The organism is Aquamicrobium defluvii (genome assembly GCF_004363725.1).
GTDB lineage: Bacteria > Pseudomonadota > Alphaproteobacteria > Rhizobiales > Rhizobiaceae > Mesorhizobium > Mesorhizobium defluvii.
The window spans coordinates 1-12,549 of the sequence record NZ_SNZF01000051.1 but is presented as its reverse complement, the minus strand read 5'-3'; the positions used below and the strand labels follow the sequence as shown (position 1 = coordinate 12,549).

Sequence of the window (12,549 nt, the reverse complement as noted above, 5' to 3'; positions counted from 1 at the left end):
CATTGATCCTCCCGAAGAACCTCACCGTCCATTCTAACCTCCAAAGGCAAGAATGGAATCTGATTTGCAACCAAATGGGAATCCCAAGACGTTAATTCGTCACGACAGCCTAAAGCATTTCCTGAGACGGATGAATTGATTATGAAGTGACGGCGGCGGCGCGGTGTTCTGATCAACGTCCACCTTGGTGGAGGTGGATGATGGCGAGAGCGCCAAGCAACGATCTTCGGTCGCGTGTTCTGGAAGCTTGGACGAAGGCATGTCTGCGCCACAGGCGGCGGCGCGGTTCGGAGTGGGTGTATCGAGCGCAATCCGGTGGATTGCCCGGGCGAAGATCGGCGAGTTGGAGCCCCGCCCGCAAGGCCGGGGCAGCGCATCCCAGCTTGATGAACATGAAGCCTTTATCGTTGCGCTGATCGACGAGCGCAAGGACATTACGCTGAACGAGATGGTGGTGCGGCTGGCGGTCGCGCGATCGGTGCGGATCAGCCACAGCGCGTTGAGTGCATGGCTTCGCGGCAATGGCTGGACTTACAAAAAAGTAATGCCTAGCGAGGCAGGACCAAATCTGCGAGGATTTGGCCATGTCTCCTTGTCCGCAATGCCGTTTTGGCTGGAGTTATCAGCTTGGCGACGGAGGGCTTAAATGCCGTGCCTGCGGGCACCGCCGTCGCGCGACAAAGACGCTTTGGGACGCCTCGCGTCCCGATAGCAGGACCAGGACACAATTGGTGCAGCGCTTTGTTTGGGGCGTCCCCGTTCTATCGGCAGCGGTTCTCGCTTCTGGCGAGCCGCCGGGCAACCGAGCGCTTTTACCGGTTGATCCGCCTCGCCATGGCCCATGCCGAGCAGCTGCGCGATCCTTTCGAAGGCAGTCTTGAATGTGACGAAACGACCTTCGGTGGAGCACGCAAAGGCAAGCGGGGCTGGGGCGCTGCGGGCAAGGCCATCGTCTTCGGCATTGTCAAGCGTAACGGGATCGTCAAGGCCTGGCCGATCCCTGCGCACGACCGAACCTCGATCATGAACGTGATCCAGGCCGAGAGCCGGGAGGGTTCGCTCTACTACACCGACGAGTGGCAAGCCTATGCCACCTTGCGGCTGCGCGGCGACCATGTCGTCATCCGAAAGCAGAAAGGCCGGCCGGTCGGGCGCGACCATATCAACGGGATCGAAGGCTTCTGGTCATACGCCAAAAACTGGCTGTATCCATACCGTGGTGCGCCAAAGAAGTTCTTTCCTCTCTATCTCGGTGAAACCTGCTATCGTTTCAATCACCGGCATGAGGACTTGAAACCATTGATCATCAAGCTTTTGAAGACGATTTCAGCCAACAAAACCGAGATAAATCCCGTCCAGATCCGTTAGGCATAACTTAAAAAATCAAGCGCCGCCTCTCGCGAGAGTGGGCGGCGTTTGCACGAATTTCCTTAAATTATCAATTATTTTTTATATGCTTATTTGGATTTCATGAACCTGTACATGCGCAGGCTCTGCCCTGACGCAATCCTTCCTGACGGAAGGATTGCGTCAGGGCATTTTTGTGACGAATGTATCGGGGTTCCGATGACAGTCCCCTCCAAGCGCATCGCGATCTTTCAGGTTCGCTCCTTGGGCTTCATGCTGCCGTCATTATGGGTCTCGACAGAAGCCGGTTCCCGCTTTTGGGGCGGAATGTTGCCGCGACCGTGAGTGTTCGCATGAAGGGTGTTCGTTGGGACAAATTTGACGCGACCCGGATGCGCGGAGCATATCGCACGAAGTAATCGTGAAGTTTTTCCAACCCGCGAGATTGTTGCCGCTTGCCGGTTTTTCCTTTTCCGGGCGATCGGAAAAACTTCGAAAAACGCGAAAAGTCCCTTCCGGATGACATGGCGGACCGGGTTAGACCAAAGACGGCTTGATTTAACGGCCGGTTTGCATTGGGATAAGGGAGTTAGAAGAACAAGACCGGATGCCAGTGTGTTCCGGCCGGGGGATCGCGAGGTGGTGCAACGCCATTCACAGCCTTGGGAGGGGCTGCTGTGATGACGGATATCCTCATAGTCGAAGATGAACAGGCGATACTGGAATCGCTCGAGTTCATCCTCACCCGTTGTGGCTGGTCGGTCGGCGTGGCGCGCGACGGCGAGGCTGCGCTTCAGGCCGTCATGCGGTTCCGCCCGCGTCTGGTTTTGCTGGACATCATGCTGCCGAAGCGCGGCGGTCTCGATGTTCTGAAGGTGCTGCGTTCCAATCCCGCCTTTGCATCGACCTCCGTCGTCATCCTCACCGCGCGCGGGCAGCAATATGACCGGCAGGCCGCGATGGATATGAAGGCGGATGATTTCATCACCAAGCCTTATGCAAACGGCGATGTGGTGAACGCGGTTCGCCGCATCCTCGAAAGCCAGACCTGTTCTGCCGCTCATGCCTAGCGCGCCCGGCCCTGTGAAGGAGGAGAGGGCGGAGCGAGAGGACATCGCGTTGCTCGTGCCTTTTTTCGGTGTCGTCCTGCTGATGCCGCCGCTTCTCAACCTCTTCGAGGGTCTGCTCAGTCCGCTTGGCGTGCCTGTCGAGGTGCTCTACCTGTTCGGAGTCTGGCTGCTGGTCATTGCCGGTGCGGTGTTGCTGTCGCGCCTTCGTCAGTTTCGCGTCCTCACGCCCGAGCCAATAACGGAAAGCCGGCCTGCGGTGCCGGCGGACCCTGCCGGTGACGCATGATATTGTCGCCGGATTTCGTCATCCTGACCGCGGTCGGCTATGTCGGCCTGCTGTTCCTGCTCGCCTATCTTTCGGATGCGCGCGCCAAGAGCGGCAATGCCGGTTTCCTCAGTTCGCCTGCCATCTACACACTGTCCATTTCGGTCTATTGCACAAGCTGGACCTTCTACGGCGCTGTCGGCACCGCAGCCCGCAGCGGGCTGGAATTCATGGCGATCTATATGGGGCCGACGCTGGTCTTCGTCGGCTGGTGGTTCCTGCTGCGCAAGCTTATCCGCATTGCCCACAGCCAGCACATCACCTCCATCGCAGACTTCCTGTCGTCCCGCTTCGGCAAGTCGAGCCGTCTGGCGGTGCTGGTCACGCTGATCGCGGTGGTAAGCATCACCCCCTACATCGCCCTGCAACTCAAGGCGATCACGACCTCCATCCAGACCGTATCCGTCGCCAAGGGAACGGGCGCGGATCATCTCGCCACGCTGGATGAGGTCACGCTTGCCCTGGGCGTGGCGATCGGCATGGCCGTGTTCACCATTCTGTTCGGCACCCGTAATGTCGATGCGCGCGAACAGCATCCGGGCGTCGTGGCGGCCATCGCATTCGAGGCGGTGGTGAAGCTGCTGGCGCTGCTGGCCGTCGGCGTTTTCGTTGTCTTTGGCATCAGCGACGGTTTTGCCGACATCTATGCGCGGGCCGTTGATGCGGGCGTGCGCATCCATGAGGCTGAACCCTTCGGCAGCCGGTGGGTGGCGGTGCTGTTTCTCTCTGCCTGCGCCGTCATCTGCCTGCCGCGCCAGTTCCAGATCACCGTTGTCGAGAATTCCAACGAGGACCATCTGCGCACGGCGAGCTGGGCTTTCCCCTGCTACATGCTGGCCATGAGCTTGTTCATCCTGCCCATTGCGCTCTATGGACAAACGACCATGCCGCCGGGTTCCAACCCCGATATGTTCGTGCTCACCCTGCCGATGAGCACAGGCCATGATGCCTTGGCGCTTTTCGCCTTCATCGGCGGCTTTTCCAGCGCCACGTCGATGATCATCGTTGCCTCGATCGCGCTGTCGATCATGGTGTCCAACCATATCGTCGTCCCGCTGGCCCTGCGCAGGGCGCCGCGCAGCGACGAGACAGGGGAGCAGCGCGATATCGCCAGGCTGCTGCTGCGCAGCCGCCGCATCTCCATCGCCCTGATGCTTCTGCTCGGCTTCCTTTATTTCTGGCTGACACAGGGTTCGGATGCGCTTGCGCCGATCGGCCTCATCTCTTTTGGCGGCGTGGCCCAGTTCCTGCCGGCGATGCTGGCGGCGATCTTCTGGCGCACCGCCACGATGAAGGGCGCGCTTGCAGCGATTTCCGCCGGCTTCGTCGTGTGGGCATGGACGCTTTTCCTGCCGTCCTTCGATACGTTCAGCCCGGTCGTCGCCGATGTGGTGGCCAACGGGCCGTGGGGCATCAGGGCCCTGCGGCCGGAGGCGTTGTTCGGCATGGAGGGCATGGACCCTCTGGTGCATTCCGTGTTCTGGAGCATGCTCGTCAACGTTTCCGTTCTGCTGTGCGTTTCGGCTGCAACCGGTCAGAACGCCCTTGAGCGCATACAGGCGCCGCTGTTCGTGGATGTGTTCCGCCGCTCGGCATCCCTGCAGCCGCGCATCCTGCGCGGATCGGCCACCACCAGCGAGCTGTTTTTCGTGGCCGAGCGGGTTCTGGGCTGGAATCGCGCGCGCGCCCTGTTCGACACGGCCGGTGTGCCGCATCGGCAGACGGCGCAGCAGCAGGGCGTCTCCGCCGATTTCATCGCACGGCTGGAGCGCGAGCTGGCCGGCTCCATCGGCTCGGCTTCGGCCCATATCCTGCTCACCAAGGCCATTGCCGGCGATGCGATCTCGCTGGAAGAGATGATGCAGATTGCCGACGAGACCCAGCAGGCGATCGAATATTCGCATGCGCTGGAGCTGAAATCGCAGGAGCTCCACTTCACGGCCCAGCAACTGAAGGAGGCCAATGCGCTGCTGAAGGAACTGCACCAGCAGAAGGACGAGTTCCTGTCGCAGGTCAGCCACGAGGTGCGCACCCCCATGACCTCGATCCGGTCCTTCGCCGAAATCCTCATGGAACCCGAAGGGTTGACGCCCGAGCAGAGAAGGCGGTTCATCTCCACGATCCACAATGAAAGCGTGCGCCTCACCAAGCTGCTCGACGAAATCCTCGACCTGAGTGCGCTGGAGCAGGGCGAGCGTGACTGGGAGAATGTTCCGGTCGATGCCGAGGATGTGCTCGATCAGGCCATGGCCGTGTGCGAGGCGCTGGCAAGAAAGCGGCTGGTTACCATCGAAAGCGGCGCGCGTGCCGGAAACTGCATCGTGCTGGCCGACACGGGCAGGCTGAGCCAGGTTTTCATCAACATCATCGCCAATGCGATCTCGCACAACGACGCAAAAGAACCTGTGGTTCATATTTCGTCCCGTGTGACGCAGGAAGGCTACGTCGTGGACATTTCGGACAACGGCTCGGGCATACCGCCGCTTTTCCGGAAAAAGATCTTTGACAAATTCGTGCGGGCCGAGCCGGACGGAACGCCGGATTCGCAAGGACTTGGCCTTGGGCTCAATATCAGCCACAAGATCGTCGGCAAGCTGAACGGCCGGCTGGAGCTCACCGCCGGAACATTGCCCGGAGCCTGCTTCCGCATAGTCCTGCCGGTATGGCAAGGCGTCGCGCCGGAGGCTGTCAGGGAGAACGCCTGAAGCCGTCCCGGCGGCAACCGTGCGTGTTCAGACCGGAATCTCCTGCCGATGGCCGCAATGAAGGCGCGGGCAGGGCAGGCAGGACGGTCCGACCTCGACGGGCATGCCGCCGAGGTCGAGCCCGTCTCCGTAGACGGTGCGGTCCGCATGCACGATGTCGCAGGCGAGCATGATCGAGAACACCAGCGGCTTTTGTCCAAAGCGCGGCGTCTGCTTGGATACGGTTTTTGCCAGCAGAAGAAACCGGCCGCCTCCGGGAAATGCCGATAGCTGTCGCACAATGCCGCCGGTCGCGAAGGCGTCGTAGATCGGCCACAGCAGGCAGCCATGACCGAAACCGGGGATGGTGAGCCCGGGCAGCGGAAAGCGCTTGGTCAGCCGCCCCGAGCGGTCGGCGCGCAGAAAGCCGAACGGCACACCTTCGCGCCCCTTTCGGCGAAGGGTCACCAGCCGGTGAGCGGCCTGCTCGAAGCTGACGCCGGCAAGATTGCCGATCAGATCGACATCGTAACGATGCGTTTCGGCCATATCGAGAAACTCGTCATAGGGCATCATCATGGCCCCGGCGACGTAGGAGGAAAGCGCGCGTAAAGCGAGTTCGCGCGCCTCTTCGGTCGAAAGGTCGAGCCTGTCGGCCACTTCCGAAAGTTTGGCTGATGCCGCGCGAGAGGCATAGGTGCGCAGCATGCGAAAAACGCGCGCGGAGCGGGGCAGGGTGTCTGAAAATGCCAGCACGGACTCGCCTGCCGCAGCCGGATTGCCGCCGATCCGGCACGCAATGCCGAACCGTCTGCGAAGGGCCTCGACAACCGTCGGCTCGTCCGTTGCGCCTGTCCCGCAGACCTCCTGCCGCAGCAGGCTTGCAACGGTCTCAAGTTCCGGAAAGTGGTTGTTGTTGGCGATCAATGCCTCGTCGACCTCGCCAAGCGGCGAGACCGGCCGCTGGCGTGCGGCGGTCTGGTCGAAATAGGCGACCAGGCTCTGCGTTGCGGGGACGAGTTCGCGCGCTTCGGTGTTGATGTTGGAGATGAAGCGGCCGCGCTCGTCGTCGGTAAGGTCGGGAATGTCGGCGAGGATTTCCGCGCCCGACTTGATGCCGGCGATCCGGTTGAGAATCTCATGCAGAAGCTGCGAAAGAAGCGGATCGGACTTGAGCCTGTGCTGAAGCACCTCGATCTCCGTCGAGGCGTCGGCGTAGGCGCTGTGCAGCCGCGCCAGCGCGGTTCCCGCTTCGGGGAAGCGCGCCACGAGATCGCGGATCGTCTGCGGTTCGATGTCGATTCCGCTCATCAGCGGATCGGCCATCAGCTCTCCGATGGCGGCGATGGTTCGGGCCTCGCTTTCACCTGACAGATGCTTCAGATCGATGCCGAGCCGTTCGCCGATACGCAGCAGCAGCTTGCCGCCGATGCTGCGCTTGTTGTTCTCAATGAGATTGAGATAGCTGGCCGAAATTCCCAGCGAGCGCGCAAGCGCCACCTGCGACAGCCCGGAGGCGAGACGCTTGCGCCTTATGCGTGCCCCTATCGGCGTCCTGAACTTTCCCATTGTAAATTCTTTACTAAAGTGAATTTACCAATTTCCGGTTTGTGACAAAATATTCATTTAATGTCAAATACTTATTGAGAATATAACATTCTGTGACAGTCTCTTGGCGCGAACCGATGACCCGGACGCGTGGAGGAGATGAAATGGCTATTTTTAAACCCAACAGGCGCAGCCTGCTCAAGGGTGCCGGCGCTGGTATTGCCGCGCTCGGCACGCCCTATATTTTCACGAAGGGCGCCTGGGCCCAGGATTTCTGCAACGACCCGACCAACGGCAAGATCGTTCTCGGCTTCAACGTGCCCCAGACGGGCTCCTATGCGGAGGAAGGGCTGGAGCAGCTCAAGGGCTATGAGCTTGCCGTCAAGCATATCAACGGCGAGGGCGACGGCGGCCTGCTGAAAACCCTGAAGCCGGTGGCGCTGAAGGGCAATGGGGTGCTCGGGCGCAAGGTCGAATATGTGACCGGCGATACGCAGACCAACACCGACGCCGCCCGTGACGGCGCGCGCCGCATGATCGAGCGCGACAAGGCCATCATGGTCACCGGATCGGTGACGTCCGGCGAGGCGATAGCCCAGCAGAGCCTGTGTCAGGAAATGGGCGTGATCTACATGTCCGGCCTTACCCACTCCAACGACACGACCGGCAAGGACAAGCGCCGCTATGGTTTCCGGCATTTCTTCAATGCCTATCAGTCGGGTGTCGCCATCGCGCCGTTCCTGGCCAAGGAATATGGCACGGACCGCCGCGCCTATCACCTGACTGCAGACTACACCTGGGGCTGGACGCAGGAAGAATCGATCAAGAACGCCACCGAGGCGCTCGGCTGGGAAACCGTCGCCACGGTGCGCACGCCGCTCGGTCTCGGTGACTACTCGCAATATCTGACGCCGGTGCTGAACTCCGGCGCCGACGTGCTCATCCTCAACCACTATGGCCACGACATGGTCAACTCGCTGCCGCAGGCGGTGCAGTTCGGTTTGCGGGAGCGTCAGGCCAACGGCAAGAACTTCGAGATCGTCGTGCCGATGTTCTCGGAGCTCATGGCTGTCGGTGCGGGCGAGGCGGTGAAGGGCATCATCGGCACCTCCAACTGGCAGTGGTCGCTGGACGACGAGGGCACCAAGGCATTCACCAAGTCCTACGGCGAAGCCTATGGCGAGCCGCCTTCGCAGTCGGCGCACACCGGTTATGTGCAGACCATCCTCTATGCCGATGCCGTGGAACGTGCCGGCACCTTCTATCCGCCCGAAGTCATCAAGGCGCTGGAAGGCTTCGAGTTTGACGGCATGGGCAATGGCCATACGGTTTATCGCGACAGCGATCACCAGTGCTTCAAGGAAGTCCTGGTGGTGCGCGGCAACGAGAATCCGTCGAGCCGCTTCGACGTGCTCAACGTGATCGGCAAGACGACGCGCGAGGACGTCACCTACGAAGCCTCGATCTTCGGCGGAGAGCTTGGGCCCTACGAACCCAACAAGTGCTGACGATATCGACGGTTTGCACCCTGCCTGCCTTTGACGGGCGGGGTGCAAGCCCTTTGCCGTCGGCTTCCTGACGTTTGCAACGCGCTGCGTCTCGCATCGAAGGATTATCCAGATGAACGTGTTCTTGGCCCAGTTGCTCAACGGGCTGGACAAGGGCGGCGCCTATGCGCTGATCGCCCTCGGCCTGACGCTGGTTTTCGGTACACTCGGCGTCGTGAATTTCGCCCATGGCGCGCTTTTCATGCTCGGCTGTTTCTGTGCCGTCACCTTCCGCTATCTCATCACCCTTGAAACCGTTACCGTGGACCCGGAGAAGCTGTCGCCATGGGGCGCGCCTGTCGAGGTGCGCACGCCGCTGGTCCAGAACTGGTTCGGCGATTTCGGTGCGGTTCTGGTCGATTATTCGGTGCCGATCTCGATCCTGCTCGCCATTCCGGTGATGCTGATCATCGGCATTGCCATGGAACGCGGCATCATCAAGCATTTCTACAAGCGCAGCCATGCCGAGCAGATTCTGGTCACCTTCGGCCTCGCAATCGTGCTGCAGGAAATCGTCAAGAGCTTCTTCGGGGCCAATCCGGTGCCCCAACCGATCCCGACCGATCTGCGCGGTGCGGCCGACATCGGCGTGTGGTTCGGCATGGCCCCGCATGTGCTGACCTATCCCTGGTGGCGGCTGCTTTATCTGCTGTTCTCGGCGGTAGTCATCGGCGGTGTCTTCGCCTTCCTGCAATTCACCACTTTCGGCATGGTGGTGCGTGCCGGCATGGCCGACCGCGAGACGGTCGGTCTGATGGGCATCGACATCGACCGGCGCTTCACCATCGTCTTCGGTCTGGCGGCGGTGGTGGCGGGCGTTGCCGGCGTCATGTACACGCCGCTGCTCGCACCCAACTACCATCTCGGTATGGATTTTCTGGTGCTGAGCTTCGTGGTGGTGGTCGTCGGCGGCATGGGCTCGCTGCCCGGCGCCGTCGCTGCCGGCTTCCTGCTGGGCATATTGCAGTCCTTCGCATCGATGACCGAGGTGAAATCCCTCATTCCCGGCATCGATCAGGTCATCATCTACCTCGTCGCAGTCGTCATCCTGCTCGTGCGTCCGCGCGGCCTGATGGGACGGCGCGGAATCATGGAGAGCTGATCCGCCATGTTCTCGCTTTCTCGCAAGGACCTTGCCGCACTCGCAGTCTTCGCTGTCGTGGTGCTGACCATGCCGCTCTGGCTGTCGCCTTTGGGCGCAGCCTATCCCGGCCTCATGCAGAAGTTCGCGATCTACGCGATCTTCGCCATCGGCTTCAACATCCTGTTCGGGCTGACGGGATACCTGTCCTTCGGTCACGCCGCCTTCATCGGCGTCGGGTCCTACACGACAGTGTGGTCGTTCAAGCTCCTGACGATGGACATCGTGCCGGCCATGATCTTCGCCGTCATCACGACGGGTGTTTTCGCGCTGGTGATCGGCTATTTCAGCCTGCGCCGGACCGGCATCTACTTTTCGATCCTGACGCTGGCCTTCGCGCAGATGTGCTACAGCCTTGCCTATTCGGTGCTGACGCCCATTACCAACGGCGAGACCGGCCTGCTGCTGGCGCGTGACGATCCGCGCTACCTCGATGCCATGTTCGGCGCGCAGGCGAATATCGCCGGCCTGCCGCAACCGACCTTCCTCGGCAGTTCCGTCACCGGCTATACCGGATTCTATCTCTGCGCGGCGATCCTGATCGTTGCCTTCTACGTGTCGCAGAAGATATTCGCCTCGCCCTTCGGCATGGCGCTGCGGGGCATCAAATCCAATCAGACGCGCATGAACTACACCGGTTTCAACACCAAGCCCTACATGCTGGCGGCCTTCGTCATTTCCGGCATGTTCGCCGGACTTGCAGGTGCGCTGCTCTCGATCACCGACCCGCTTGCGGGCGCCGAACGCATGAAGTGGACGGAGTCCGGCAATGTGGTGCTTATGACCATTCTGGGGGGTGTCGGAACGCTGTTCGGCCCGGTGATCGGTGCGTGGCTGATCAAATATTTCGAGAACATCTTCTCGGCCATCAACACCAACATGCTGAACAACTTCTTCTCCTTCCTGCCGGACGGTTTGCAGAATGTCGTCGTGACGGTGCTGTCGAAGTTCGTGGGCGAGGGCTGGCACCTGACGCTCGGGCTGATGTTCGTGCTGATCGTGGTGTTCCTGCCTGGCGGTCTGGTCGAAGGCTTCCATCGCCTCATGGCGCGCCTCAAACGGCGAAGGGGGACGCCTGGCGGCGTCACCTCGGTCCAGCCGGCGGAGTAGGAGGACAGGCCATGAGTGAAACACCGCCCAACATCATCCTGCACGCAGCCGACGTTCACAAGAACTTCGGCGGGCTGCGCGCCCTGTCCGACATCGACCTGCAAATCGAGGAGGGCAAGACGCACGCCATCATCGGCCCCAACGGGGCCGGCAAGTCGACGCTGCTGAATGTCATCATCGGCCGTATACCGCCCACCAGCGGGGCTGTGGTGTTCGATGGCACTGTGTTGACCGGCAAGGCGCCTTACGAGATCAACCAGCTCGGCATCTCGCGCGTCTTCCAGACACCGGAAATCTTCCCGGACCTGCCGGTGCTGCACAATGTGATGGCACCGGCCTTCGCCCGGCGCGACGGCGCCTTCCGCATCAACATGTTCCGCAGCGTCGAATCCGAAGGAGAAATCCGGCAAGAGGCGGAGGACATGCTTAACGACATCGGCCTGCACGGCCGGCGCGAGGATCACGCGGGTTCGCTCTCGCGCGGCGACAAGCGGCGGCTGGAACTGGCCATGTGCCTGATCCAGAGGCCGCGACTGCTGCTGCTCGACGAGCCCACGGCCGGCATGAGCCGCCACGACACCAACAGCACCATCGACCTGTTGCGCAAGATCAAGTCGAGCGGAATGACCAAGGTCATCATCGAGCACGACATGCATGTCGTCTTCTCGCTGGCGGATCGCATTTCGGTTCTGGCGCAGGGCCGCATCATCGCATCGGGACTTCCGCAGGAGATCAAGGAAGATCCGCGCGTGCAGGAAGCCTATCTCGGCGGGAGCGTGGAATGAACGTCGCAACAATGAAACGGGAAGCAATTTCGGCCGCAACCGAGGCCGATCCGTCCAATGCCTTCTTCGCGGTGCGCGATATCCATGCCTATTACGGCGAAAGCTACATCGTGCAGGGTGTCACGCTCGATGTGAAGAAGGGCGAGATTCTTGCGCTTCTCGGTCGTAACGGAGCCGGCAAGACCTCGACGCTGCGCACCATCGCCCGCATGGACGACCCGCAACTGCGCTCGGGCGAAATCTGGCTGGAGGGCAAGCCGCTCCACACCATGAAGTCGTGGCAGGCATCGCGTGCCGGCATCCAGCTGGTGCCGGAGGACCGGCGCATCATTCCCGGCATGACGGTGGAGGAAAATCTGGTCCTTGCGCAGGTTGCGCCGGGCCACGGCATGTCGATCGAGGAACTCTACCAGCATTTTCCGCGGCTGGCCGAGCGGCGCAGGCAGGAGGCCGTCACCATGTCCGGCGGCGAGCAGCAGATGCTGGCCGTGGCCCGTGCGCTGGCCCGCGAAGTGAAGCTGTTGCTGCTGGATGAACCCTATGAAGGGCTGGCGCCGGTCATCGTCAAGGAAATCGAGACGATCGTGCATGGCATCAAGGAGCGCGGCATCACGACCATCATCGTCGAGCAGAATGCGGTCGCTGCGCTGCGGCTGGCCGACCGGGCCGTCATTCTGGATACGGGCGAACTGGTCTTTGCCGGAGCGGCGAAGGAGCTTCTCGAAAGCGAGGAACTTCGCAACGAATATCTGGCGATCTGACGAAGGGGAGAGGAATGTCGAAGGGAATTGTCTACCGTGTGCAGCCATCGTGGAAGCGTGCGGGTACGCTGGACAACGAGACGTATCTTAGGTGGTACGCCGAGAGCGTGAGCGATCCGGATGCGTTCTGGGGCGCGCATGGCAGGCGCATCGACTGGTTCAGGCCCTATACGGTGGTGAAGAACGCCAGTTTCGAGGGCGAGGTTTCGATACGGTGGTTCGAGGATGGCG

11 protein-coding genes and 1 pseudogene are annotated in these 12,549 nt (G+C 61.2%); 11 read left to right on the top strand and 1 reads right to left on the bottom strand.

The window, feature by feature from the left end:
• Positions 1–200: 200 nt before the first annotated feature.
• From DES43_RS21370 to DES43_RS21350, 5 genes and pseudogenes are all read left to right on the top strand, one after another.
• A pseudogene (locus tag DES43_RS21370) lies at positions 201–535 on the top strand (helix-turn-helix domain-containing protein); the annotation flags it as partial.
• A 92-nt stretch (positions 536–627) separates the two neighbouring features.
• Positions 628–1,368, top strand: a complete 741-nt coding sequence (locus DES43_RS21365) for an IS1595 family transposase (RefSeq protein WP_198027482.1) — start codon at positions 628–630, stop codon at positions 1,366–1,368.
• A 659-nt stretch (positions 1,369–2,027) separates the two neighbouring features.
• Positions 2,028–2,417 carry a response regulator transcription factor gene (locus tag DES43_RS21360; RefSeq protein WP_035025412.1) on the top strand — a complete coding sequence of 130 codons (390 nt, stop codon included), beginning with the start codon at positions 2,028–2,030 and terminating at the stop codon, positions 2,415–2,417.
• Between the two features lie 49 nt (positions 2,418–2,466).
• Positions 2,467–2,703 (top strand): hypothetical protein, encoded by a 237-nt coding sequence (locus DES43_RS21355; protein ID WP_035025411.1) that lies wholly within the window; start codon positions 2,467–2,469, stop codon positions 2,701–2,703.
• Entirely contained in the window at positions 2,700–5,447 is a 2,748-nt protein-coding gene (locus DES43_RS21350; protein ID WP_245264673.1) for a sensor histidine kinase, read from the top strand. Before DES43_RS21355 ends, DES43_RS21350 begins: the two co-directional genes overlap by 4 nt.
• Before the next feature lie 27 nt (positions 5,448–5,474).
• Here the strand turns inward: DES43_RS21350 and DES43_RS21345 are convergent, their stop codons facing one another.
• The gene (locus tag DES43_RS21345) at positions 5,475–6,995 is read right to left on the bottom strand and encodes a helix-turn-helix domain-containing protein (RefSeq protein ID WP_035025409.1); all 1,521 of its coding nucleotides are present in this window, start codon (positions 6,993–6,995) and stop codon (positions 5,475–5,477) included.
• Positions 6,996–7,138: 143 nt separating this feature from the next.
• Here DES43_RS21345 and DES43_RS21340 point away from each other — a divergent pair, with 143 nt between their 5' ends.
• The 6 genes from DES43_RS21340 to DES43_RS21315 all read left to right on the top strand — a co-directional run.
• Positions 7,139–8,482 (top strand): substrate-binding protein, encoded by a 1,344-nt coding sequence (locus DES43_RS21340; protein WP_035025408.1) that lies wholly within the window; start codon positions 7,139–7,141, stop codon positions 8,480–8,482.
• Between the two features lie 112 nt (positions 8,483–8,594).
• Entirely contained in the window at positions 8,595–9,623 is a 1,029-nt protein-coding gene (locus tag DES43_RS21335; protein WP_035025405.1) for a branched-chain amino acid ABC transporter permease, read from the top strand.
• Between the two features lie 6 nt (positions 9,624–9,629).
• Positions 9,630–10,772: a branched-chain amino acid ABC transporter permease gene (locus DES43_RS21330; protein ID WP_035025403.1), complete on the top strand. Its 1,143-nt coding sequence runs from the start codon at positions 9,630–9,632 to the stop codon at positions 10,770–10,772.
• Positions 10,773–10,783: 11 nt separating this feature from the next.
• Positions 10,784–11,557, top strand: coding sequence for an ABC transporter ATP-binding protein (locus DES43_RS21325; protein ID WP_035025401.1), 774 nt, complete (start codon positions 10,784–10,786; stop codon positions 11,555–11,557).
• An 11-nt stretch (positions 11,558–11,568) separates the two neighbouring features.
• The gene (locus tag DES43_RS21320) at positions 11,569–12,318 is read left to right on the top strand and encodes an ABC transporter ATP-binding protein (protein ID WP_035025669.1); all 750 of its coding nucleotides are present in this window, start codon (positions 11,569–11,571) and stop codon (positions 12,316–12,318) included.
• Between the two features lie 14 nt (positions 12,319–12,332).
• The coding region (locus DES43_RS21315; RefSeq protein WP_280960267.1) for an acetyl-coenzyme A synthetase N-terminal domain-containing protein at positions 12,333–12,549 on the top strand (217 nt) is incomplete at its 3' end.